Raw genomic sequence first — 23,904 nt, 5'->3', positions numbered from 1 at the left:
GCAAAATTTCTCATCTCCCACTGACAAGGACATGTTGTGAACGGTGAACTGATTTGGGTCCTGAGCCTGCTTTTAATCGCCATCCTTCTTTTTGCAACGGGCAAGGTACGCATGGACGCCGTCGCCTTGTTTGTCATCGTCGCGTTTGTGCTGAGCGGTACGCTCACGCTGCCGGAAGCCTTCTCCGGGTTTAGCGATCCCAACGTTATCCTGATTGCAGCCCTGTTTATTATTGGTGATGGGCTGGTGCGCACCGGCGTGGCGACCATTGTGGGGTCGTGGCTAGTGAAAGTGGCGGGCAGCAGCGAAACCAAAATGCTGATCTACCTGATGGTGACCGTCGCCGGACTGGGGGCGTTTATGAGCTCCACGGGCGTGGTCGCCATCTTTATCCCGGTGGTGCTGAGCGTTTCCATGCGGATGCAGAGCTCGCCGTCGCGCCTGATGATGCCCCTGAGTTTCGCCGGTTTGATCAGCGGAATGATGACGCTGGTGGCAACGCCGCCGAACCTGGTCGTCAACAGCGAGCTGATCCGGGAAGGATTTGAGGGCTTCAGTTTTTTCAGCGTCACCCCGCTTGGGCTGGTTATTCTTGTAATGGGCGTGGTCTACATGCTGCTGACCCGTTTTGCCCTTAAAGGTGAAAAACAGGACAAAAATAAAGAAGGATGGAAGCGACGCACCTTCCGCGATTTGATTAAAGAGTACCGCCTTACCGGGCGCGCGCGCCGTCTGGCTATTCGCCCCGGATCGCCGATGGTTGGGCAGCGGCTTGATGATCTGAAACTGCGTGAGCGCTATGGCGCGAATGTGATTGGCGTAGAGCGCTGGCGACGTTTTCGTCGAGTGATCGTTAACGTCAACGGGGTGTCGGAATTCCGCGCGCGTGACGTCCTGCTGATTGATATGTCCACCGCGGACGTGGATCTGCGCGATTTTTGCAGCGAACAGCTGCTGGAACCTATGGTGCTTCGCGGGGAGTATTTCTCCGATCAGGCGCTGGATGTCGGCATGGCCGAGGTGTCGCTAATCCCGGAGTCGGAACTGTTAGGTAAAACCGTGCGGGAAATGGGATTCCGTACCCGTTATGGCCTTAACGTCGTGGGGCTGAAGCGCGATGGCGTGGCGATGGAAGGGGCGGTAGTCGATGAGCCGATCCTGCTGGGCGACATCTTCCTGGTTGTCGGTAACTGGAAGCTGATAAGCCAGCTCGGGCAAAAAGGGCGTGATTTTGTGGTGCTCAACATGCCTGTTGAGGAGAGCGACGCGTCGCCTGCGCACAGCCAGGCGCCTCACGCTATTTTTTGTCTGGTGCTGATGGTGGCGCTGATGCTGACCGATGAAATTCCCAATCCGGTCGCGGCAATCATCGCCTGCCTGTTGATGGGTAAATTCCGCTGTATTGACGCCGAAAGCGCCTATAAAGCCGTTCACTGGCCGAGCATTATTCTCATCGTCGGGATGATGCCTTTCGCCCTGGCGTTGCAAAAAACCGGTGGCGTGGATCTGATCGTTAAAGGCTTAATGGACGTCGGCGGCGGGTATGGGCCGTACATGATGATGGTCTGCCTGTTTATCATGTGCGCCACCATCGGTCTGTTTATCTCCAACACCGCGACGGCGGTACTGATGGCGCCTATCGCGCTGGCGATGGCAAAGTCCATGGGCGTATCGCCGTACCCGTTTGCGATGATGGTGGCGATGGCCGCTTCCGCGGCATTTATGACGCCGGTCTCTTCACCGGTGAACACGCTGGTGCTCGGGCCCGGGAACTATAAGTTCAGCGATTTCGTGAAGCTGGGCGTGCCGTTCACCGTGCTGGTGATGGTGGTGTGCGTGGTATTGATACCGATCCTGTTCCCGTTTTAAGCGTGAGCGCAGAAACGTAGGCCGGGTAAGGCGAAGCCGCCACCCGGCGAAAAATTACAATGGCGAATCCTGACTGATCTCATCCAACGATAAATGGAAGCTCGGTACAAACACCTGCATAAAATAATCCATCTCTTCGCTGCGGCGGGATTCCAGCGTTTTTTCCAGGCGCGTTTTTGCCAGTAAAAATTCGTTATTCCCTGCGGACAACTCTTCAAGACACTTCAGATAGGCGCAGAGCGCGTCGGCCTGTTTGACCAGCGACTTTTCATCTTCCGTGTACTGATGCTCATCGATGAGCGGCTCAAAGATGTCGCGCAACTCATCCGGCACCATGTCGATCAGCTTCTGCTGGGCAATCTTCTCGATGGCCTTATATTCCTGCGCAATTTGCGAGTTGAAATATTTCACCGGCGTAGGCAGGTCGCCGGTCAGCACTTCTGACGCATCGTGGTACATCGCCAGCAGGGCAATGCGCTCTGCATTGACCTGACCGTTGAATTTGCGGTTTTTAATGGCGGCCAGCGCGTGAGCGACCATGGCAACCTGCAGGCTGTGCTCTGACACGTTCTCTGTGCGCACGTTGCGCATCAGCGGCCAGCGGTTGATGAGTTTCAGGCGGGAGAGGTGGGCAAAGAAATGACTCTGACTCATAGGATACCTTTTGTCTTCACTGCGACAGGCGTTCATTGTGCGGGGAGGGGAGGGAAGATGCAAATCAGGCTACCGAAGTAGCCTGATTTTAAGATTACTGATGGTATCCAGAGAGGAAGCGACCAAAGCGGCTGATGGCCATTTCGAGGTCATCTTCGCGCGGCAGCGTCACGATGCGCACATGATCCGGCCACGGCCAGTTAAACGCCGTGCCCTGGACCAGCAGCACTTTTTCCTGCAGCAGGAAATCAAGCACCATTTTCTGATCATCGTGAATATTGAAGCGCTTCGCGTCAATTTTCGGGAACATATAGAGCGCCCCATTCGGCTTCACGCAGGAAACCCCCGGAATATCGTTGATCAGCTCCCACGCGCGGTTACGCTGTTCGTACAGGCGTCCACCGGGCACGATGAACTCGCTAATGCTCTGATAACCACCCAGCGCCGTCTGGATTGCGTGCTGCGCCGGAACGTTGGCACATAAACGCATGGAGGCCAGCATCTCCAGCCCTTCAATATAGCCTTTGGCGTGCTTTTTCGGACCGTTTAATACCATCCAGCCTTGACGGAAACCGGCCACGCGGTAGGTTTTAGACAGGCCGTTAAAGGTGACGGTCAGCAGATCCGGGGCCAGCGCTGCGATTGAGTGGTGCTGTGCCGCGTCGTATAGGATCTTGTCGTAAATTTCGTCGGCAAAGATGATCAGGTTGTGCTGGCGGGCGAGCTCGACGATCTCCATCAGCAGCTCTTTTGAGTATACCGCACCCGTTGGATTGTTCGGGTTAATGATCACGATGCCGCGCGTGCGGGGCGTGATTTTTGCGCGAATATCATCGAGGTCCGGGAACCAGTCGGAGGACTCGTCGCAAAGATAGTGCACGGCCTTACCGCTGGACAAGGATACTGCAGCCGTCCACAGCGGATAGTCCGGTGCGGGAACCAGCATTTCGTCCCCGCTGTTCAGCAGCGCCTGCATCGCCTGCACGATCAGTTCGGAGACGCCGTTGCCAATATAAATATCTTCAACGGTAACATCACGCATGCCGCGTGCCTGGTAGTGCTGCATGATGGCTTTACGTGCGGAGTAAAGTCCTTTTGAATCGCAATAGCCTTGTGCAGTAGGAAGGTTGCGGATCACATCAACCAGAATTTCATCCGGCGCTTCAAAACCAAATGGCGCAGGGTTACCAATGTTGAGTTTCAGAACCTTGTTGCCTTCCTCTTCAAGGCGTTTTGCCTCTTTCAGAACCGGGCCGCGGATGTCATAACAGACGTTATCTAGCTTGCTGGATTTTTCGATAGGGGACATGAACCTTTAACCTTTTCGCTATTATTGCCGCTCCCTGCCGTGGAAGTCAGCACGGAATAATGTACTCCCCCCTCGCTTCGTTTTGAAGGGTGTGCAGTAGAAGATTTTGTGCCGGCAGCAAAAAATTGATAAATCTTTTTCGCTGCACATTCGCTTTTATACTGGCTTAAAGTTGCACTTACGGTACCAGGATGGGTCGAATATGCTATTAATTTTTCAAAATCCTGTATATTGTGCTGAATAAAATAAGTGGTGAGCCGGACGACGGTAGCAATCACCCTGAGTGACTTTTCGTAAATCCTGAATGCTTGAGGAATGTTCCTGTAAAAGCATAATGTGGCTAAAAGTTACTCATGTGAAATTAATGTTAAGTGCCATTAATGAATGGTCTTAATCTAAATTAAAATTTATTTATTATTAACCTATAAAATGCAACTTTAGTTAATTTTAATAAAATTAGTTTAGAAGCTTAACATTCTTCTTTAATCCTCAATATTGCAATAAGACTTATAAATAAAGTGGATTTGGGTTAAGATGTCTTACAGGAAAGCAGGGGGCAGATACACGGTTTTTGTATATCTGTAACTGATTTTCCGAATTAATTGATTGTTATTGTTGGAGTTATCTCTGGCTGGAATGTGTCGAACATCTCCTGCTACGTTGACAGCGCTGCGATAAAGATGGCAGAAAAGGTGTTATACCTTTAATGTAATTTACATAAACCTGCGAACATCTAAATATCCTGAACGTTTAAGAGAATAAAAATAACGTCATGAAACGTGCTTTCTGACTGTTGATATAAAGCAGCACAATAACTATCTGTCAGGCAGTCTGCCGGGCCGGGATGCGAGGGAAAACCTTCAGAGGGAATTGCTTAACTGTTACACACAGCTTCAACCCGGGCAGCTCCGCACGAGCAACCTGAAAGTGAATAGATATGATAAATGCAAATCGTCCGATAATGAATCTCGACCTCGATCTGCTGAGAACGTTTGTTGCGGTCGCCGATCTCAACACTTTTGCAGCAGCTGCTGCCGCCGTTTGCCGAACTCAGTCCGCCGTCAGCCAGCAAATGCAGCGGCTGGAGCAACTGGTTGGTAAAGAGCTTTTTGCGCGTCATGGGCGTAATAAGCTCTTAACGGAACACGGTATTCAGCTTCTGGGTTATGCCAGGAAAATTCTTCGCTTTAATGATGAAGCATGTATGTCATTAATGTTTAGCAACCTACAAGGGGTGCTAACGTTAGGCGCATCTGATGAGTCAGCGGATACAATATTGCCGTTTCTCCTCAATCGTATCAGTTCGGTTTATCCGAAGCTTGCACTGGACGTTAGCGTAAAGCGTAATGCTTTTATGGTTGAGATGTTAAATGAGAATAAAGTCGACCTGGTGGTGACTACGCATCGTCCCGGGCAGTTTGATTGCCTGACGCTGCGTACATCGCCTACGCACTGGTATTGTGCAGCCGAATACGTGCTGCAAAAAGGGGAACCGGTGCCACTGGTCTTACTGGATGACCCGAGCCCGTTTCGCGATATGGTGCTCACGGCGCTGAATGAGGCCAACATTCCGTGGCGTCTGGCGTATGTGGCTTCCACGTTACCAGCGGTCCGTGCAGCCGTGAAGGCCGGTCTGGGTGTAACGGCGCGTCCGGTAGAGATGATGAGCCCCGATCTGCGCGTTCTGGGGAAGTCCGATGGCCTGCCTGCGCTGCCGGATACGGAATATCTGCTCTGCCACAATTCGTCCAGCCATAACGAGCTGGCAAAGGTGGTGTTCGACGCGATGGAAAACTACCATAACCCGTGGCAGTTCGAGCGCGTTACCTCCGAAGGGGGGGATGATTCCCTGATCGTTGAAGGGGATTTTGAGTGATCGCCAGCTCAAAATTCTGGTAACAAAATGTAAGTGTAAAAAAAAGCCACTCGTGTGATTTTCGCATGCAGTGGCTTTTTTTTAGCAATAATATCCGCTTATAGCATATGGATTTTCAGGATACTCTCTATTTATCAATAAGCTAAATGATTTTGCTTACATATTGTCCGTTTTCCGTTCTAACTTCATCCATATCCCTCTCATGTTAAAAAAACAGGAAATATGTTGCCGTTTTCCTGGTTGAATTAACAAAAGCGTGTCACAGATCAAGAAAATACTCCTATTTGGGGGGAGGAATCGTTGGCAAATCCTGTCAAAATAGGAGGGTTATTTTTTTTACTTCCGAAACGGACACGATTCAACAACATACATTTGACGGAAAGTCATGCACCCACCAGGGTTAAAGGGCACCAAATGTTAATGAGAATCGCTCGATGTAATTTAATGTGAAGAAACCTTTGTTAAAGTTGACAATAGGTTATAGAAAGGAGTAAAAAACCCCATCATTTTGCTGTCTACGTCTCATTTCTGACAGTTAGTGTAAGGTTATTTGTTCCTCCCCATGAATCGATGTGATGCCCATCTGCCAGCAAGAGCAGTGTCGTTGGTATCACTTTTGATGAGTAAGCAATGAGTATGTCAACATCCACAGAAGTCATCGCTCATCACTGGGCATTCGCAATCTTTCTTATTGTAGCCATTGGCCTGTGCTGCCTGATGTTAGTCGGCGGCTGGTTCCTGGGCGGTCGCGCCCGTGCAAGGCACAAAAACACACCTTTCGAATCAGGTATTGATTCAGTAGGTTCCGCTCGCTTACGCCTGTCTGCCAAGTTCTATCTGGTAGCCATGTTCTTCGTCATCTTCGACGTGGAAGCGCTTTACCTTTTCGCATGGTCAACGTCCATCCGCGAAAGTGGTTGGGTGGGCTTTGTCGAGGCCGCAATTTTCATTTTAGTGCTACTGGCCGGTCTGGTTTATCTGGTGCGTATTGGCGCGCTTGACTGGACGCCTGCGCGTTCACGTCGTGAACACATCAACCCGGAAAACAGTATCTCTAATCGTCAGCAGTAACAGCGAGGCAATAAGATGGATTATACGCTCACCCGCATAGATCCTAACGGTGAGAATGACCGTTACCCCCTGCAAAAACAGGAGATCGTAACCGACCCCCTGGAGCAAGAAGTCAATAAAAGCGTGTACATGGGCAAACTCGAACATGCCATGCACGATATGGTCAACTGGGGTCGTAAGAACTCCATCTGGCCTTACAACTTTGGCCTTTCTTGCTGCTACGTTGAAATGGTGACGTCATTCACTGCGGTGCATGACGTTGCGCGTTTTGGGGCAGAGGTACTCCGTGCTTCCCCGCGTCAGGCTGACCTGATGGTGGTAGCCGGTACGTGCTTTACCAAAATGGCACCTGTTATTCAGCGTCTTTATGACCAGATGCTGGAGCCTAAATGGGTTATCTCCATGGGGGCATGTGCTAACTCTGGCGGTATGTACGACATCTATTCCGTCGTACAGGGCGTAGATAAATTTATCCCAGTGGATGTGTACATCCCGGGTTGCCCGCCACGTCCGGAAGCCTATATGCAGGCGCTGATGCTGCTGCAGGAGTCTATCGGTAAAGAACGTCGCCCACTGTCGTGGGTTGTTGGCGATCAGGGTGTGTATCGCGCGAACATGCAGTCTGAGCGCGAGCGTAAACGTGGTGAACGTATTGCCGTCACCAATCTGCGTACGCCTGACGAAATTTAAATTGCGCCTGTAGGCCTGGAGAACACCTTCGCATATCACTACTCAAATAGCGCGAAGCCAGGCTCAACAGTCACCACGGACCATTTGCAATGGTGAACAATATGACCGACTTAACCGCGCAAGAAGCCGCCTGGCAGACCCGGGATCATCTGGATGACCCAGTCATTGGCGAACTGCGCAACCGTTTTGGGCCGGATGCCTTTACTGTTCAGGCTACCCGCACCGGGGTACCCGTTGTTTGGGTGAAGCGTGAGCAATTGCTGGAAGTTGTCGATTTCCTCAAGAAATTGCCAAAACCGTACGTCATGCTGTTTGACTTACACGGCATGGATGAACGTCTGCGTACCCACCGCCAGGGGCTCCCTGCTGCGGATTTTTCCGTTTTCTACCACCTGATCTCAATAGACCGTAATACGGATATCATGCTCAAGGTGGCATTGTCTGAAAACGACATGCATTTGCCGACGATCACCAAACTTTTCCCGAACGCCAACTGGTATGAGCGTGAAACCTGGGAAATGTTCGGCATGACCTTCGACGGCCACCCGCACCTGACGCGCATCATGATGCCGCAGACCTGGACCGGCCACCCGCTGCGTAAAGACTACCCGGCACGTGCAACCGAATTCGATCCGTTTGAGCTGACTAAAGCCAAGCAGGATCTGGAGATGGAAGCGCTGACCTTCAAACCGGAAGACTGGGGCATGAAGCGCGGTACCGACAACGAGGACTTCATGTTCCTCAACCTAGGTCCGAACCACCCGTCTGCGCACGGTGCATTCCGTATTATTCTTCAGCTCGATGGCGAAGAGATTGTCGACTGCGTGCCTGACATTGGTTACCACCACCGTGGTGCTGAGAAGATGGGCGAGCGTCAGTCCTGGCACAGCTACATTCCGTATACGGACCGTATCGAGTACCTCGGCGGCTGCGTCAACGAGATGCCATACGTGCTGGCCGTTGAGAAACTGGCGGGTATCGTTACGCCGGATCGCGTTAACGTGATTCGCGTTATGCTGTCAGAACTGTTCCGTATCAACAGCCACCTGCTGTACATCTCCACGTTCATTCAGGACGTCGGCGCGATGACCCCGGTCTTCTTCGCCTTTACCGACCGTCAGAAAATCTACGATCTGGTGGAAGCGATTACCGGTTTCCGTATGCACCCGGCCTGGTTCCGTATCGGCGGTGTGGCACACGATCTGCCGCGCGGCTGGGACCGTTTGCTGCGTGAATTCCTCGACTGGATGCCAAAACGTCTGGCGTCTTACGAGAAAGCCGCGCTGCGTAACACCATCCTGAAAGGCCGTTCCCAGGGCGTTGCTGCCTACGGCGCGAAAGAAGCGCTGGAGTGGGGGACAACAGGTGCAGGTCTGCGTGCGACCGGTATTGATTTCGACGTGCGTAAAGCCCGTCCTTACTCTGGCTACGAGAACTTCGACTTTGAAGTCCCGGTGGGCGGCGGTGTTTCCGACTGCTACACCCGCGTGATGCTGAAAGTGGAAGAGCTGCGCCAGAGTCTGCGCATCCTTGAGCAGTGCCTCAACAACATGCCGGAAGGCCCGTTCAAGGCGGATCACCCGCTGACGACGCCGCCGCCGAAAGAGCGCACGCTGCAACATATCGAAACCCTGATCACACACTTCCTGCAGGTTTCCTGGGGTCCGGTCATGCCGGCGCAAGAATCCTTCCAGATGATTGAAGCGACCAAGGGTATTAACAGTTACTACCTGACCAGTGACGGCAGCACCATGAGCTACCGTACCCGCGTGCGTACGCCGAGCTTTGCGCACCTGCAGCAGATCCCGTCCGCCATCCGCGGCAGTCTGGTCTCTGACCTGATTGTGTATCTGGGTAGTATCGATTTTGTTATGTCAGATGTGGACCGCTAATTATGCACGAGAATCAACAACCACAAACCGAGGCTTTTGAGCTGAGTGAAGCAGAACGTGCCGCCATTGAGCACGAGATGCACCACTACGAAGACCCGCGTGCGGCGTCCATTGAAGCGCTGAAAATCGTACAGAAACAGCGTGGTTGGGTGCCGGATGGGGCGATCTATGAGATCGCGAAAGTGCTGGGTATTCCGGCAAGCGACGTAGAAGGCGTAGCCACGTTCTACAGCCAGATCTTCCGTCAGCCGGTTGGCCGCCATGTGATCCGCTACTGTGACAGCGTTGTCTGCCATATCACCGGTTATCAGGGCATCCAGGCTGCGATTGAGAAGAAGCTCAATATCAAGCCGGGCCAGACCACGTTCGATGGACGCTTTACTCTGCTGCCAACCTGCTGCCTGGGTAACTGCGACAAGGGGCCGACCATGATGATTGATGAGGACACTCACAGCCATCTGACGCCGGAAGCGATTCCTGACCTGCTGGAGCAGTACAAATGAAAACTGTAATTCGTACTGCTGAGACGCATCCGCTGACCTGGCGTCTGCGTGATGACAAACAGCCGGTATGGCTCGACGAATATCAGAGCAAAAACGGCTATGCCGGTGCGCGTAAAGCCCTTGGCGGCATGGCGCCGGACGACATCGTTAACGCGGTAAAAGAGTCTGGCCTGAAAGGCCGCGGCGGCGCGGGCTTCTCCACCGGTCTGAAGTGGAGCCTGATGCCAAAAGATGAATCCATGAACATCCGTTACCTGCTGTGTAACGCCGATGAAATGGAGCCGGGCACCTATAAAGACCGCCTGCTGATGGAACAGCTGCCGCACCTGCTGGTGGAAGGCATGCTGATTTCCGCGTTCGCGCTGAAAGCGTACCGTGGCTATATCTTCCTGCGCGGTGAGTACATCGAAGCGGCGGAAAACCTGCGTCGCGCGATTGCCGAAGCCACCGAAGCGGGCCTGTTGGGTAAAAACATCCTGGGCACCGGGTTTGACTTCGAACTGTTCGTGCACACCGGCGCCGGGCGTTACATCTGCGGTGAAGAAACTGCGCTGATTAACTCCCTGGAAGGCCGCCGCGCGAACCCGCGTTCCAAGCCACCGTTCCCGGCAAGCTCCGGCGTGTGGGGTAAACCGACCTGCGTAAACAACGTCGAAACCCTGTGTAACGTTCCGGCTATCCTCGCCAACGGCGTGGAGTGGTATCAGGGCATCTCCTCAAGCAAAGATGCCGGTACCAAGCTGATGGGCTTCTCCGGTCGCGTTAAAAATCCTGGCGTCTGGGAGCTGCCGTTCGGTACCACCGCACGTGAAATTCTTGAAGACTACGCTGGCGGCATGCGTGATGGCCTGAAATTCAAAGCCTGGCAGCCGGGTGGGGCAGGGACAGACTTCCTGACCGAAGCCCACCTTGACCTGCCGATGGAGTTCGAAAGCATTGGTAAAGCAGGCAGCCGTCTGGGTACGGCGCTGGCGATGGCCGTCGACCACGAGATCGGCATGGTCTCGCTGGTGCGTAACCTGGAAGAGTTCTTCGCCCGTGAGTCCTGCGGCTGGTGTACACCGTGCCGTGATGGTCTGCCGTGGAGCGTGAAGATCCTGCGTGCAATCGAACGTGGCGAAGGCCAGCCTGGCGATATCGAAACGCTTGAGCAACTGTGTCGATTCTTGGGCCCGGGTAAAACCTTCTGTGCCCACGCACCGGGTGCCGTCGAACCTCTGCAGAGCGCGATCAAATATTTCCGCGACGAGTTCGAAGCAGGCATCAAGCAGCCGTTCAGCAATACTCATGCCATCAATGGGATTCAGCCGAACCTGCTTAAAGCGCGCTGGTAACGACAAGAATTTTGATTAACGCTCGGTTTCGACCGAGCCAACTGGAAGCATGCTAATGGCTACGATTCATGTAGACGGCAAAGAATACGAAGTCAACGGGGCGGACAACCTGCTGGAAGCTTGTCTGTCTCTTGGCCTCGATATTCCGTACTTTTGCTGGCATCCGGCGCTGGGCAGCGTCGGTGCTTGCCGCCAGTGTGCGGTGAAGCAATATCAAAACGCGGAAGACACGCGTGGTCGCCTGGTGATGTCCTGTATGACGCCAGCCACCGAAGGCACTTTTATTTCGATTGACGACGAAGAAGCCAAACAGTTCCGCGAGAGCGTGGTGGAGTGGTTGATGACCAACCACCCGCACGACTGTCCGGTCTGTGAAGAGGGCGGTAACTGCCACCTTCAGGATATGACCGTGATGACCGGCCACAGCTTCCGTCGCTATCGCTTTACCAAGCGTACCCACCGTAACCAGGATCTGGGGCCGTTCATCTCTCACGAAATGAACCGCTGCATCGCCTGCTACCGCTGCGTGCGTTACTACAAAGACTATGCAGACGGTCAGGATCTGGGCGTGTATGGCGCGCATGACAACGTCTACTTCGGTCGTCCGGAAGACGGTACGCTTGAAAGCGAATTCTCCGGTAACCTGGTAGAAATCTGCCCGACCGGCGTATTCACGGATAAAACCCACTCCGAGCGTTACAACCGTAAATGGGACATGCAGTTTGCGCCAAGCATCTGCCAGCAGTGTTCTCTCGGCTGTAACACCAGCCCGGGTGAGCGCTACGGCGAACTGCGTCGTATCGAAAACCGTTACAACGGTACCGTTAACCACTACTTCCTGTGCGACCGCGGTCGTTTCGGCTATGGCTATGTGAACCTGAAGGACCGTCCGCGTCAGCCGGTTCAGCGCCGTGGCGACGACTTCATTACCCTAAACGCTGAACAGGCGATGCAGGGCGCGGCAGATATTCTGCGCCAGTCGAAGAAAGTGATTGGTATTGGCTCCCCGCGTGCCAGCATCGAAAGCAACTTCGCGCTGCGCGAGCTGGTCGGGGCGGAAAACTTCTATACCGGTATCGCCCAGGGCGAGCAGGAACGTCTGCAGCTGGTACTGAAAGTGCTGCGTGAAGGCGGTATCCATACCCCGGCGCTGCGCGAAATCGAATCCTATGATGCGGTCCTGGTGCTGGGTGAAGACCTGACGCAGACCGGCGCACGCGCGGCTCTGGCGGTTCGCCAGGCGGTGAAGGGTAAAGCACGTGAAATGGCAGCGGCGCAAAAAGTGGCTGACTGGCAGATTGCGGCGATCCTGAACATCGGTCAGCGCGCGAAGCATCCTCTGTTTGTGACCAACGTCGACAACACCCGTCTGGACGATATCGCGGCGTGGACCTACTGCGCACCGGTTGAAGATCAGGCGCGCCTCGGCTTTGCGATTGCCCACGCGCTGGACAACAGCTCACCGGCCGTTGAGCTGGATCGCGACCTGCAAAACAAGGTCGACGTGATTGTTCAGGCCCTGGCCGGTGCGAAGAAACCGCTGATTATTTCCGGTACCAACGCCGGTAGCGCAGAGATCATTCAGGCAGCAGCCAACGTGGCCAAAGCTCTGAAAGGCCGCGGTGCTGACGTCGGTGTGACCATGATTGCCCGTGCGGTGAACAGCATTGGTCTGGGCATGATTGGCGGCGGCTCGCTGGAAGAAGCGTTAAGCGAACTGGAATCCGGTGCCGCTGACGCCGTGGTGGTGCTGGAAAACGACCTGCATCGTCATGCTTCTGCCGCTCGCGTAGACGCTGCGCTCTCCAAAGCCCCGCTGGTGATGGTCATTGACCATCAGCGCACCGCGATTATGGACAAAGCGCACCTGGTGCTCTCTGCGGCAAGCTTCGCAGAAAGCGACGGTACCGTTATCAACAACGAAGGTCGCGCCCAGCGTTTCTTCCAGGTTTATGACCCGGCGTACTACGACAGCAACACCGTGATGCTGGAAAGCTGGCGCTGGCTGCACTCCCTGCACAGCACCGTGCAGAGCCGTGAAGTGGACTGGACGCAGCTCGACCACGTTATCGACGCGGTAGTCGAAAAACTGCCTCAGCTGGCAGGCATTAAAGATGCCGCGCCTGAAGCAAGCTTCCGCATTCGCGGCCAGAAACTGGCGCGTGAACCGCACCGTTACAGTGGCCGTACTGCGATGCGTGCCAACATCAGCGTGCACGAACCGCGCCAGCCGCAGGATAAAGACACCATGTTCGCCTTCTCGATGGAAGGGAACAACCAGCCGTCTGCGCCGCGTTCGCAAATCCCGTTCGCATGGGCACCGGGCTGGAACTCCCCGCAGGCATGGAACAAGTTCCAGGCTGAAGTGGGCGGCTCCCTGCGCCACGGCGATCCGGGCGTGCGTCTGATTGAAGCCTCCGAAACCGGTCTGGACTTCTTCACCACCGTACCGGCGAGTTTCCAGGCGCAGGACGGTAGCTGGCGTATTGCCCCGTACTACCACCTGTTCGGTAGCGACGAGCTGTCCCAGCGTTCACCGGTCTTCCAGACCCGTATGCCGCAGCCGTACATCAAGCTTAACCCGGCTGACGCCGCGAAGCTTGGCGTTAACGCGGGTGCAAACATCGCCTTTAGCTATGACGGCCAGACCATCAGCCTGCCGCTGATTATTTCTGAAAGTCTGACAGCAGGGCAGGTGGGGCTGCCGATGGGTATGCCAGGCATCGCGCCGGTTCTGGCGGGTGCGCGTCTTGATAATCTGCAGGAGGCAAAAGCATGAGTTGGTTAACGCCGGATCTTATCGACATCCTGCTGAGCATTCTGAAAGCGATTGTAATCCTGCTGGTGGTGGTCACCTGCGGCGCGTTCATGAGCTTTGGTGAACGTCGTCTGCTCGGTCTGTTCCAGAACCGTTACGGACCGAACCGCGTGGGCTGGGGTGGTTCACTCCAGCTGGTCGCGGATATGATCAAGATGTTCTTTAAAGAGGACTGGATCCCGCGCTTCTCGGATCGCGTGATCTTTACTCTGGCACCGATGATCGCCTTCACCTCGCTGCTGCTGGCGTTTGCTATCGTTCCGGTCAGCCCGACCTGGGTGGTCGCTGACCTGAACATCGGCATTCTGTTCTTCCTGATGATGGCAGGCCTCGCGGTTTACGCGGTCCTGTTCGCAGGCTGGTCCAGTAACAACAAATACTCGCTGCTGGGTGCGATGCGTGCTTCCGCGCAGACCCTGAGTTACGAAGTGTTCCTGGGTCTTTCCCTGATGGGCGTGGTGGCGCAGGCCGGTTCATTCAACATGACCGACATCGTCAATAACCAGGCCGACATCTGGAACGTTATTCCGCAGTTCTTTGGGTTTATTACCTTTGCCATCGCGGGCGTGGCAGTGTGTCACCGTCACCCGTTTGACCAGCCAGAAGCCGAACAGGAACTGGCCGACGGTTACCACATCGAATATTCCGGTATGAAATTCGGTCTGTTCTTCGTGGGCGAGTACATCGGTATCGTCACCATTTCGGCGTTGATGGTAACGCTGTTCTTCGGTGGCTGGCATGGCCCGTTCTTACCGCCGTTCATCTGGTTCGCGCTGAAAACCGCGTTCTTCATGATGATGTTCATTTTGATTCGCGCAGCGTTACCGCGTCCGCGTTATGACCAGGTAATGTCCTTCGGCTGGAAAGTGTGCCTGCCGCTGACGCTCGTCAACTTGTTGGTAACGGCCGCTGTCATTCTCTGGCAGCAGCCATAAGGGGCAATAGACCATGACCTTAAAAGAATTACTGGTAGGCTTCGGTACCCAGGTACGCAGTATCTGGATGATCGGCCTGCACGCGTTTGCCAAACGCGAAACCCGGATGTACCCGGAAGAGCCGGTATATCTGCCGCCGCGCTACCGTGGCCGTATCGTGCTGACGCGCGACCCGGACGGTTCCGAGCGCTGCGTTGCCTGTAACCTTTGTGCGGTAGCGTGTCCGGTAGGCTGTATCTCTCTGCAGAAAGCCGAGACGGTAGACGGCCGCTGGTACCCTGAGTTCTTCCGCATCAACTTCTCACGCTGCATTTTCTGCGGTCTGTGTGAAGAAGCGTGCCCAACCACGGCGATTCAGCTGACTCCAGACTTCGAGCTGGGTGAGTACAAGCGTCAGGACCTGGTGTACGAGAAAGAGGATCTGCTGATTTCCGGTCCGGGCAAATACCCGGAATATAACTTCTACCGGATGGCGGGTATGGCAATCGACGGCAAAGATAAGGGTGAAGCAGAGAACGAAGCTAAGCCTATCGACGTCAAGAGCCTGTTACCGTAAGGAGAGGGCAATGGAATTCGCTTTTTATATCTGTGGCCTTATCGCCATCCTGGCTACGCTGCGAGTGATTACGCACACCAATCCGGTGCATGCGCTGCTGTACTTAATCATCTCGCTGCTGGCCATTTCCGGGGTGTTCTTCGCACTGGGCGCGCACTTCGCCGGTGCGCTGGAAATCATCGTCTACGCCGGGGCCATCATGGTGCTCTTCGTGTTCGTGGTGATGATGCTGAACCTGGGCGGCTCTGAAATTGAGCAGGAACGTCAGTGGTTAAAACCGCAGGTGTGGATCGGCCCGGCAATTTTGTCGGCTATCATGCTGGTGGTGATCGTGTACGCCATTCTGGGTGTTAACGATCAGGGCATCGACGGCACGCCAATTGGCGCGAAAGAGGTAGGTATCACGCTCTTTGGCCCATACGTTCTGGCGGTTGAACTGGCCTCAATGCTGCTGCTGGCAGGTCTGGTTGTTGCTTTCCACGTTGGCCGCGAAGAGCGTGCTGGCGAGGTGCTGAGCAACCGCACTGACGACCGCTCGAAAAGAAAAACGGAGGAGCGCGCATGATCCCCTTAACACATGGACTGATCCTCGCTGCGATTTTATTCGTTCTGGGTCTGACCGGTCTGGTTATCCGCCGCAATCTGCTGTTTATGCTGATCGGGCTGGAAATCATGATTAACGCCTCCGCGCTGGCCTTCGTGGTCGCCGGAAGCTACTGGGGCCAGACCGATGGTCAGGTGATGTACATTCTCGCCATCAGCCTCGCGGCTGCCGAAGCGAGTATTGGCCTGGCGCTGTTGCTGCAGCTCCATCGTCGCCGCCAGAATCTGAACATCGATTCAGTAAGTGAGTTGCGTGGATGAACATGCTTGCCTTAACCATTATTTTTCCGCTGATTGGCTTCGTGCTGCTGGCGTTTTCTCGCGGCCGCTGGTCTGAGAATCTGTCTGCGACCGTCGGCATGGGCTCTGTTGGCCTGGCCGCGCTGGTTACAGCGTATGCGGGTATCGACTTCTTTAACAACGGGCGTCAGCCTTTCAGCGTACCGCTGTGGACCTGGATGTCGGTCGGTGATTTCAACATCGGCTTCAACCTGGTGCTGGACGGCCTCTCGCTGACCATGCTCTCCGTGGTCACCGGCGTCGGCTTCCTGATCCACATGTTCGCCTCCTGGTATATGCGCGGTGAAGAGGGGTACTCCCGCTTCTTCGCCTACACCAACCTGTTTATCGCCAGCATGGTGGTTCTAGTGCTGGCCGATAACCTGCTGCTGATGTATCTGGGCTGGGAAGGCGTAGGTCTGTGTTCTTACCTGCTGATCGGTTTCTACTATACCGATCCGAAGAATGGCGCAGCGGCCATGAAAGCATTCGTCGTGACCCGCGTGGGTGACGTCTTCCTCGCGTTCGCGCTGTTCATTCTTTACAACGAACTGGGCACGCTGAACTTCCGCGAAATGGTGGAACTGGCGCCGGCGCACTTCGCGGCAGGCAACAACATGCTGTGGTGGGCGACGCTGATGCTGCTGGGTGGTGCCGTGGGTAAATCCGCGCAGCTGCCGTTGCAGACGTGGCTGGCCGACGCGATGGCGGGTCCAACCCCTGTCTCCGCGCTGATCCACGCTGCGACCATGGTTACCGCCGGTGTTTACCTGATTGCGCGTACCCATGGCCTGTTCCTGATGACCCCGGAAATTCTGCATCTGGTGGGTATCGTCGGTGCGGTCACGCTGGTGCTGGCAGGCTTTGCCGCGCTGGTGCAGACCGACATCAAACGCGTTCTCGCGTATTCCACCATGAGCCAGATTGGTTACATGTTCCTGGCGCTGGGCGTTCAGGCGTGGGACGCGGCCATTTTCCACCTGATGACGCACGCGTTCTTTAAAGCGCTGCTGTTCCTCTCATCCGGTTCCGTGATTCTGGCCTGCCACCACGAGCAGAACATCTTCAAGATGGGCGGACTGCGTAAGTCCATTCCGCTGGTTTATGTCTGCTTCCTGGTGGGCGGCGCGGCGCTGGCGGCACTGCCGCTGATCACCGCGGGCTTCTTCAGTAAGGACGAAATCCTTGCGGGTGCCATGGCGAATGGTCATATCAATCTGATGGTTGCGGGTCTGGTCGGTGCGTTCATGACCTCCCTGTATACCTTCCGTATGATTTTCATCGTATTCCACGGTAAAGAACAAATTCACGCTCACGCAGGGAAGGGGATTACCCACCACCTGCCGCTGATTGTGCTGCTGGTACTGTCCACCTTCGTTGGCGCGATGATTGTGCCACCGCTGCAGGGCGTACTGCCAGACACCACCGAGCTTGAGCACGGTCGCGTTCTGACGCTTGAAATCACCTCCGGTGTGGTCGCTATCGCGGGCATCCTGATCGCAGCATGGCTGTGGCTGGGCAAACGTACGCTGGTCACTGCCGTGGCCAACAGTGCGCCGGGCCGCCTGCTGGGCACCTGGTGGTACAACGCGTGGGGCTTCGACTGGCTGTACGACATGATCTTCGTTAAGCCGTTCCTGGGCATCGCGTGGCTGCTGAAGCGCGACCCGCTGAACAGCTTGATGAACATCCCGGCGATCCTTTCCCGCTTTGCAGGTAAAGGCCTGCTGTACAGCGAGAACGGTTACCTGCGCTGGTATGTGGCGTCCATGAGCATCGGTGCGGTTGTCGTGCTGGCGCTGCTGATGGTGTTGCGTTGATCGTTAAGTGAATTTTATTCGAATTCGTTGAAAATCAGGCCCCTGCTGGGGGCCTTAAAAAGGAATGTAAATCGCCATGTTACTACCCTGGCTAATATTAATTCCCTTCATCGGCGGCTTCCTGTGCTGGCAGACTGAACGCTTTGGCGTGAAGATGCCGCGCTGGATCGCGCTGATCACCATGGGATTGACGCTCGCGCTTGGCCTGCAACTGTGGTTGCAGGGCGGTTACTCACTGACCCAGTCTGCGGGCATTCCGCAGTGGCAGTCTGAGTTCATCCTGCCGTGGATCCCACGTTTCGGCATTACGATCCACCTGGCGATTGACGGCCTATCGCTGCTGATGGTGGTGCTGACCGGTCTGCTCGGCGTTCTGGCGGTACTTTGCTCCTGGCGAGAAATCGAAAAATACCAGGGCTTCTTCCACCTGAACCTGATGTGGATCCTGGGCGGCGTAATCGGCGTGTTCCTTGCCATCGACATGTTCCTGTTCTTCTTCTTCTGGGAGATGATGCTGGTGCCGATGTACTTCCTGATCGCGCTGTGGGGCCACAAGGCGTCCGACGGTAAAACGCGTATCACGGCGGCAACCAAGTTCTTCATCTATACCCAGGCGAGTGGTCTGGTGATGTTGATTGCCATTCTGGCGCTGGTGTTTGTTCACCACAACGCGACCGGCACCTGGACCTTCAACTACGAAGACCTGCTGAAGACCCCGATGTCGCACGGCGTGGAATATCTGCTAATGCTGGGCTTCTTCATCGCGTTCGCGGTGAAAATGCCGGTCGTTCCGCTGCACGGCTGGCTGCCAGACGCGCACTCTCAGGCGCCAACGGCGGGTTCAGTTGACCTGGCGGGCATCTTGCTGAAAACGGCGGCCTACGGCCTGCTGCGTTTCGCTCTGCCGCTGTTCCCGAACGCCTCCGCAGAGTTCGCACCGATTGCCATGTGGCTTGGTGTGATCGGTATCTTCTACGGTGCCTGGATGGCCTTCACGCAGTACGACATCAAGCGTCTGATTGCCTACACCTCCGTTTCCCACATGGGCTTCGTGCTGATTGCTATCTACACCGGCAGCCAGCTGGCGTACCAGGGCGCGGTGATCCAGATGATTGCGCACGGTCTGTCTGCAGCCGGCCTCTTCATCCTGTGCGGCCAGCTGTACGAACGTCTGCATACCCGCGACATGCGTATGATGGGCGGTCTGTGGAGCAAAATTAAGTGGCTGCCAGCGCTGTCCATGTTCTTCGCGGTGGCTACCCTGGGAATGCCGGGTACCGGTAACTTCGTCGGCGAATTTATGATTCTGTTCGGCAGCTTCAAAGTGGTACCGGTGATTACCGTGATCTCCACGTTTGGTCTGGTGTTCGCTTCCGTATACTCGCTGGCGATGCTGCACCGCGCTTACTTCGGTAAAGCGAAGAGCGAAATTGCTGCACAAGAACTGCCGGGGATGTCGCTGCGTGAGCTGTTCATCATCCTGCTGCTGGTCGTACTGCTGGTGCTGCTGGGCTTCTTCCCGCAGCCAATTCTGGATACCTCGCACAGCGCGATGGGTAACATCCAGCAGTGGTTTGTTAATTCTGCTTCTACTACAAGGCCGTAATTCGCCATGACAATAACTCCACAACAACTGATCGCGCTGCTACCGCTGCTGATCGTCGGATTGACGGTGGTGGTTGTGATGCTCTCCATTGCGTGGCGACGCAATCACTTCCTGAATGCCACGCTGTCGGTCATCGGCCTGAACGCCGCGTTAGTCTCTCTCTGGTTTGTTGGTCAGGGTGGGGCGATGGACGTCACCCCGCTGATGCGCGTTGACGGTTACGCCATGCTGTATACCGGACTGGTGCTGCTGGCAAGCCTGGCAACCTGTACCTTTGCGTACCCGTGGCTCGAAGGCTACAACGACAATAAAGAAGAGTTTTACCTGCTGGTTCTGATTGCCGCGCTGGGCGGCATTCTGCTGGCGAATGCGAACCACCTGGCCGCGCTGTTCCTCGGCATTGAGCTGATATCTCTGCCGCTGTTCGGCCTGATTGGCTACGCCTTCCGTCAGAAGCGCTCCCTGGAAGCAAGCATCAAGTACACTATTCTGTCTGCAGCTGCATCCTCGTTCCTGCTGTTTGGTATTGCGCTGCTGTACGCACAGTCCGGTAATCTCTCCTTCATGGCGCTCGGCAAGAGCCTCGGCGACGGCATGCTGCATGAGCCGCTGCTGCTGGCGGGTCTGGGCATGATGATTGTTGGCCTTGGCTTCAAACTCTCTCTGGTGCCGTTCCACCTGTGGACGCCAGACGTATACCAGGGCGCTCCGGCTCCGGTGTCGACCTTCCTGGCGACGGCGAGCAAAATCGCTATCTTCGGTGTGGTCATGCGTCTGTTCCTGTACGCGCCGGTAGGTGACAGCGAAGCGGTTCGCGTGGTGCTGGGCATTATCGCGTTCGTCTCCATCATCTTCGGTAACCTGATGGCGCTGAGCCAGACCAACATCAAGCGTCTGCTGGGCTACTCGTCTATTTCTCATCTGGGCTACCTGATGGTGGCGCTGATTGCGCTGCAGAGCGGCGAGATGTCGATGGAAACCGTGGGCGTGTATCTGGCCGGTTACCTGTTCAGCAGTCTCGGCGCCTTCGGCGTGGTGAGCCTGATGTCCAGCCCGTACCGTGGTCCGGATGCCGATTCACTGTTCTCCTACCGTGGGCTGTTCTGGCACCGTCCGATCCTGTCTGCGGTGATGACCGTGATGATGCTCTCTCTGGCAGGTATCCCGATGACGCTTGGCTTTATCGGTAAATTCTACGTGCTGGCCGTCGGTGTGCAGGCGCACCTGTGGTGGCTGACCGCGGGCGTGGTGATCGGGTCCGCGATTGGTCTCTACTACTACCTGCGCGTGGCAGTAAGCCTGTACCTGAGTGCGCCTCAGCAGCTCAACCGTGATGCCCCAACCAACTGGCAGTACAGCGCCGGTGGTATCGTGGTACTCATCTCCGCACTGCTGGTGCTGATCTTCGGTATCTATCCGCAGCCGCTGATTGATATCGTGCAGCGAGCGATGCCGCTGATGTAAAACAAAAAACCCGCCTCGGCGGGTTTTTTTATGGTTTTCGCCCTCTCCCTGTGGGAGAGGGATGGGGTGAGGGCACCAGCCCGCACCAGACTTAAGCCAGCTGCTTCCTGCTTATAAGCGGCCCGTCAATCTTCTTCATCGAGCGGTCCAGCACTTCCTCAATCACCGACGACAGCTCGTTTAGCTCAAACTTCGCCACATACCCGTCCGCTTTCACCTTACGAATATGGTCTTCGTTGGCGTTACCGGAAAGGGAAGAGTGGATCACCACCGGAATGTCCTTTAATACCGGGTCGGTTTTGATTTTGCGCGTCAGCGTAAAGCCGTCCATCTCCGGCATTTCAAGATCGGTCAGCACAAGCGCGATCTTGTCGGTGATGGGAACTCCTTCAGCCTGCGCCTGAGCGGCCAGTACGCCAATTTTCTCCCACGCATCTTTGCCGGTGATATGCAGCTGCGCGGGGATCTCCATCGCCTGCAGACCTTTCTCCAGCATCGAGCGCGCCACCTTGGAATCTTCCGCAACGATGGCGACAGCGCCCGGCTTAATATGGAATTTGGTGGTCTTCAGATTCGTGGCGTGCAGATCGTGATTGGCCGGAGTGATGTCGTACAGGATCTGCTCAACGTCCAGCACCATCGCCAGATCGTTGGTATCCGTTTTCTCATCCAGGCAGGCGATGCTGGTGATGTAGCGACCGCTGACGGCGGTTTCCGCCGCGTGCACCTGCTTCCAGTCCAGACGCATGATGTTCTCAACCGACTCCACGGCAAACGCCTGCACGCTGCGCGCGTATTCGGTGATCAGCAGGATATTCAGCCCGGTGGTGGGCTTACAGCCCGCCACGGCGGCCAGGTCGATCACCGGGATCACCTGATCGCGAATATTCACCATTCCCATCAGCGGTGATTTCATCCCGGCGGGTTTCGTGAACTCCGGCATCGGCACAATTTCACGCAGCTTAAAGACGTTAATGCCAAACAGCTCAGATTTATTTTCGTTAAGAGAGGTGCCAAGACGGAACAGCAACAGTTCAAAACGGTTCGACAGGGTCAGATTCGCCCTGTCATCAATATCTTTCTGGAAATTATCCATTCTACCCTCGAGAGAAATGCTGACCTTTTAATCGTTATCGGCATCCTGAGGGAAAAATGAAGGACTAAACGCTGACCTGAGCGAAATCTTCGGCCAGCTCACATTCCGGGAACAGCGCGCGGCACTCTGCAAGCAGATTTGCACACCCTCGCGCGTCGTAGCGCGAGCTGACATGGGTGATGATGAGCCTCCCGACGCCCGCATCACGGGCAAGCTGCGCCGCCTGACGCGTAGAGCTATGGCCCCGGCCGTTGGCTTTTTCTTCCATCGCTGTTTCAAGCGTTGCTTCATGCACCATCACATCCACGCCCTGGGCAAGCTGAAGCGCTGCCGGGCACGGGGCCGTGTCGCCAAATATCGCCAGCTTTTTGCCGGGCTGCGGTGCGGCGAGATAATCCTGGCCGTTGATGACGCGCCCGTCCTCCAGCGTGACGGTCTCACCGTGCTTCAGGCGCTGGAACAGCGGCCCGGGTTTGACGCCATCGGCCATCAGCGCGGCGGCGTCCAGCGCGCCGGGTTTGTCATGCGCTTCAATGCGGTATCCATAGCACTCGACAGGGTGATTGAGCGGCTGAGCGCTCACCTTATATTCGCCGTCATCGAAAACCAGGCCTTCGCTAATTTCAACGACCTCCAGCGGATAATCCGTCCATGACCCGCTAAGGCGCAGCGTGGTTTCAACAAATTCACGAATACCCGCAGGCCCGTAAATCGTCAGCGAGTTGGCGTTACCGGCCATCGAGCGGCTGCACAGCAGGCCGGGAAGGCCAAACAGATGGTCACCATGCAGATGGGTGATAAAAATTTTATCCAGCTTGCCGGGGTGATAAGCGGTGTGTAACAGCTGATGCTGCGTCCCTTCACCACAGTCAAATAGCCACAGCCCGCCGCGGGTGGGATGTTTAAGATCCAGAAGGATCGCCGTCACGTTCCGTGAGCGGGTTGGCACGCCAGCGGACGTACCCAGAAAAATCAGTTCCATAACGCAATCAGCCCTTTGCCGAACGGGGAGGGGTTTAGTATAACGTGATGAACCCCAGGAAGGAGACTGACATGACCCAGTGGCAAGATTTACACCATAGTGACCTCACCGTTCATTCACTTTACGCCCTGCTGAAACTGCGCTGCGAAGTTTTTGTGGTTGAACAGACCTGCCCGTATCAGGACATCGACGGCGACGATCTCGTTGGCGAGAACCGCCATATACTCGGCTGGCGGAATAACGAGCTGGCGGCGTATGCGAGGATTCTGAAAAGCGAAGACGATTTTGAGCCTGTCGTCATTGGCCGCGTCATCATCAGCGGTAAGGCGCGCGGCGAAAAGCTGGGCTATCAGCTGATGGAAAAAACGCTGGAGGCGTGCCGGAAACAGTGGCCTGACAAGGCGTTATACCTGGGCGCGCAGGCACACCTGCAGTCCTTCTACGGCCACTTTGGTTTCGTGCCGGTCACCGATGTGTACGATGAAGATGGCATTCCCCACGTCGGCATGGCGCGAGAAGCGAAGCAGGCGTAATAGCGAGTCGTTGG

The 23,904-nt window shown here is 55.5% G+C and carries 20 protein-coding genes; 16 read left to right on the top strand and 4 right to left on the bottom strand.

The window, feature by feature from the left end; translation table 11 throughout:
- Positions 1-36: 36 nt before the first annotated feature.
- Positions 37-1,869 carry an SLC13 family permease gene (locus tag ELK40_RS15890; protein WP_127731788.1) on the top strand — a complete coding sequence of 611 codons (1,833 nt, stop codon included), beginning with the start codon at positions 37-39 and terminating at the stop codon, positions 1,867-1,869.
- Between the two features lie 54 nt (positions 1,870-1,923).
- Here the strand turns inward: ELK40_RS15890 and yfbR are convergent, their stop codons facing one another.
- Together yfbR and alaA are read right to left on the bottom strand one after the other, a co-directional pair.
- Positions 1,924-2,523: a 5'-deoxynucleotidase gene (gene yfbR / locus ELK40_RS15885; protein ID WP_010433329.1), complete on the bottom strand. Its 600-nt coding sequence runs from the start codon at positions 2,521-2,523 to the stop codon at positions 1,924-1,926.
- Positions 2,524-2,617: 94 nt separating this feature from the next.
- The gene (gene alaA, locus ELK40_RS15880; protein ID WP_008500204.1) at positions 2,618-3,832 is read right to left on the bottom strand and encodes an alanine transaminase AlaA; all 1,215 of its coding nucleotides are present in this window, start codon (positions 3,830-3,832) and stop codon (positions 2,618-2,620) included.
- 937 nt (positions 3,833-4,769) lie between these two features.
- Here alaA and lrhA point away from each other — a divergent pair.
- From lrhA to nuoN, 14 genes are all read left to right on the top strand, one after another.
- On the top strand, positions 4,770-5,708 hold the full coding sequence (gene lrhA, locus ELK40_RS15875) for a transcriptional regulator LrhA (protein WP_111965271.1): 939 nt from the start codon (positions 4,770-4,772) through the stop codon (positions 5,706-5,708).
- A 630-nt stretch (positions 5,709-6,338) separates the two neighbouring features.
- The gene (gene nuoA / locus ELK40_RS15870; RefSeq protein ID WP_014171000.1) at positions 6,339-6,779 is read left to right on the top strand and encodes an NADH-quinone oxidoreductase subunit NuoA; all 441 of its coding nucleotides are present in this window, start codon (positions 6,339-6,341) and stop codon (positions 6,777-6,779) included.
- A 15-nt stretch (positions 6,780-6,794) separates the two neighbouring features.
- Positions 6,795-7,469 carry an NADH-quinone oxidoreductase subunit NuoB gene (gene nuoB / locus ELK40_RS15865; RefSeq protein ID WP_003861482.1) on the top strand — a complete coding sequence of 225 codons (675 nt, stop codon included), beginning with the start codon at positions 6,795-6,797 and terminating at the stop codon, positions 7,467-7,469.
- A gap of 89 nt (positions 7,470-7,558) precedes the next feature.
- Complete coding sequence (gene nuoC / locus ELK40_RS15860) at positions 7,559-9,361, top strand: NADH-quinone oxidoreductase subunit C/D (protein ID WP_023312537.1); 1,803 nt, start codon at positions 7,559-7,561, stop codon at positions 9,359-9,361.
- A gap of 2 nt (positions 9,362-9,363) precedes the next feature.
- Entirely contained in the window at positions 9,364-9,864 is a 501-nt protein-coding gene (gene nuoE / locus ELK40_RS15855) for an NADH-quinone oxidoreductase subunit NuoE (protein WP_006176513.1), read from the top strand.
- Positions 9,861-11,198: an NADH-quinone oxidoreductase subunit NuoF gene (gene nuoF / locus ELK40_RS15850; protein WP_008500209.1), complete on the top strand. Its 1,338-nt coding sequence runs from the start codon at positions 9,861-9,863 to the stop codon at positions 11,196-11,198. Before nuoE ends, nuoF begins: the two co-directional genes overlap by 4 nt.
- 55 nt (positions 11,199-11,253) lie before the next feature.
- Entirely contained in the window at positions 11,254-13,977 is a 2,724-nt protein-coding gene (gene nuoG, locus ELK40_RS15845; RefSeq protein WP_127731786.1) for an NADH-quinone oxidoreductase subunit NuoG, read from the top strand.
- The gene (gene nuoH / locus ELK40_RS15840) at positions 13,974-14,951 is read left to right on the top strand and encodes an NADH-quinone oxidoreductase subunit NuoH (RefSeq protein ID WP_008500211.1); all 978 of its coding nucleotides are present in this window, start codon (positions 13,974-13,976) and stop codon (positions 14,949-14,951) included. Before nuoG ends, nuoH begins: the two co-directional genes overlap by 4 nt.
- 13 nt (positions 14,952-14,964) lie before the next feature.
- Positions 14,965-15,507, top strand: a complete 543-nt coding sequence (gene nuoI / locus ELK40_RS15835) for an NADH-quinone oxidoreductase subunit NuoI (RefSeq protein WP_003861491.1) — start codon at positions 14,965-14,967, stop codon at positions 15,505-15,507.
- A 10-nt stretch (positions 15,508-15,517) separates the two neighbouring features.
- Positions 15,518-16,072: an NADH-quinone oxidoreductase subunit J gene (gene nuoJ / locus ELK40_RS15830; protein ID WP_127731784.1), complete on the top strand. Its 555-nt coding sequence runs from the start codon at positions 15,518-15,520 to the stop codon at positions 16,070-16,072.
- Positions 16,069-16,371, top strand: a complete 303-nt coding sequence (nuoK, locus tag ELK40_RS15825) for an NADH-quinone oxidoreductase subunit NuoK (protein WP_003861496.1) — start codon at positions 16,069-16,071, stop codon at positions 16,369-16,371. Before nuoJ ends, nuoK begins: the two co-directional genes overlap by 4 nt.
- On the top strand, positions 16,368-18,209 hold the full coding sequence (gene nuoL, locus ELK40_RS15820; protein ID WP_023325763.1) for an NADH-quinone oxidoreductase subunit L: 1,842 nt from the start codon (positions 16,368-16,370) through the stop codon (positions 18,207-18,209). The genes nuoK and nuoL overlap by 4 nt, the downstream gene beginning before the upstream one ends.
- A gap of 76 nt (positions 18,210-18,285) precedes the next feature.
- The gene (gene nuoM / locus ELK40_RS15815) at positions 18,286-19,815 is read left to right on the top strand and encodes an NADH-quinone oxidoreductase subunit M (RefSeq protein WP_023312532.1); all 1,530 of its coding nucleotides are present in this window, start codon (positions 18,286-18,288) and stop codon (positions 19,813-19,815) included.
- A gap of 6 nt (positions 19,816-19,821) precedes the next feature.
- A complete protein-coding gene (nuoN, locus tag ELK40_RS15810; protein WP_023312531.1) occupies positions 19,822-21,279 on the top strand; it encodes an NADH-quinone oxidoreductase subunit NuoN in 1,458 nt (485 codons plus the stop codon).
- 91 nt (positions 21,280-21,370) lie between these two features.
- Here the strand turns inward: nuoN and ELK40_RS15805 are convergent, their stop codons facing one another.
- Positions 21,371-22,375 carry a chemotaxis protein gene (locus ELK40_RS15805; protein WP_023312530.1) on the bottom strand — a complete coding sequence of 335 codons (1,005 nt, stop codon included), beginning with the start codon at positions 22,373-22,375 and terminating at the stop codon, positions 21,371-21,373.
- 64 nt (positions 22,376-22,439) lie between these two features.
- Positions 22,440-23,357, bottom strand: a complete 918-nt coding sequence (gene rbn, locus ELK40_RS15800; RefSeq protein ID WP_127731782.1) for a ribonuclease BN — start codon at positions 23,355-23,357, stop codon at positions 22,440-22,442.
- Positions 23,358-23,428: 71 nt separating this feature from the next.
- Between rbn and ELK40_RS15795 the strand changes: the two genes are divergently transcribed.
- Positions 23,429-23,890 (top strand): GNAT family N-acetyltransferase, encoded by a 462-nt coding sequence (locus ELK40_RS15795; RefSeq protein ID WP_127731780.1) that lies wholly within the window; start codon positions 23,429-23,431, stop codon positions 23,888-23,890.
- Positions 23,891-23,904: the final 14 nt, after the last annotated feature.

Origin of the sequence: Enterobacter sp. N18-03635 (assembly GCF_004006055.1) — a bacterium.
Taxonomy (GTDB): domain Bacteria; phylum Pseudomonadota; class Gammaproteobacteria; order Enterobacterales; family Enterobacteriaceae; genus Enterobacter; species Enterobacter vonholyi.
Note: the sequence above shows the minus strand (reverse complement) of the source record. Positions and strands in the feature narration are given on the sequence as shown.

Coding starts and splice junctions, on each gene's coding strand:
- nuoK (WP_003861496.1), top strand. CDS start 16,069: ATGATCCCCTTAACACATGGACTGATCCTCGCTGCGATTTTATTCGTT.
- nuoB (WP_003861482.1), top strand. CDS start 6,795: ATGGATTATACGCTCACCCGCATAGATCCTAACGGTGAGAATGACCGT.
- nuoN (WP_023312531.1), top strand. CDS start 19,822: ATGACAATAACTCCACAACAACTGATCGCGCTGCTACCGCTGCTGATC.
- nuoE (WP_006176513.1), top strand. CDS start 9,364: ATGCACGAGAATCAACAACCACAAACCGAGGCTTTTGAGCTGAGTGAA.
- nuoI (WP_003861491.1), top strand. CDS start 14,965: ATGACCTTAAAAGAATTACTGGTAGGCTTCGGTACCCAGGTACGCAGT.
- nuoL (WP_023325763.1), top strand. CDS start 16,368: ATGAACATGCTTGCCTTAACCATTATTTTTCCGCTGATTGGCTTCGTG.
- lrhA (WP_111965271.1), top strand. CDS start 4,770: ATGATAAATGCAAATCGTCCGATAATGAATCTCGACCTCGATCTGCTG.
- nuoG (WP_127731786.1), top strand. CDS start 11,254: ATGGCTACGATTCATGTAGACGGCAAAGAATACGAAGTCAACGGGGCG.
- nuoM (WP_023312532.1), top strand. CDS start 18,286: ATGTTACTACCCTGGCTAATATTAATTCCCTTCATCGGCGGCTTCCTG.
- yfbR (WP_010433329.1), bottom strand. CDS start 2,523: ATGAGTCAGAGTCATTTCTTTGCCCACCTCTCCCGCCTGAAACTCATC.
- ELK40_RS15805 (WP_023312530.1), bottom strand. CDS start 22,375: ATGGATAATTTCCAGAAAGATATTGATGACAGGGCGAATCTGACCCTG.
- alaA (WP_008500204.1), bottom strand. CDS start 3,832: ATGTCCCCTATCGAAAAATCCAGCAAGCTAGATAACGTCTGTTATGAC.
- nuoA (WP_014171000.1), top strand. CDS start 6,339: ATGAGTATGTCAACATCCACAGAAGTCATCGCTCATCACTGGGCATTC.
- nuoC (WP_023312537.1), top strand. CDS start 7,559: ATGGTGAACAATATGACCGACTTAACCGCGCAAGAAGCCGCCTGGCAG.
- rbn (WP_127731782.1), bottom strand. CDS start 23,357: ATGGAACTGATTTTTCTGGGTACGTCCGCTGGCGTGCCAACCCGCTCA.
- nuoH (WP_008500211.1), top strand. CDS start 13,974: ATGAGTTGGTTAACGCCGGATCTTATCGACATCCTGCTGAGCATTCTG.
- ELK40_RS15795 (WP_127731780.1), top strand. CDS start 23,429: ATGACCCAGTGGCAAGATTTACACCATAGTGACCTCACCGTTCATTCA.
- nuoJ (WP_127731784.1), top strand. CDS start 15,518: ATGGAATTCGCTTTTTATATCTGTGGCCTTATCGCCATCCTGGCTACG.
- nuoF (WP_008500209.1), top strand. CDS start 9,861: ATGAAAACTGTAATTCGTACTGCTGAGACGCATCCGCTGACCTGGCGT.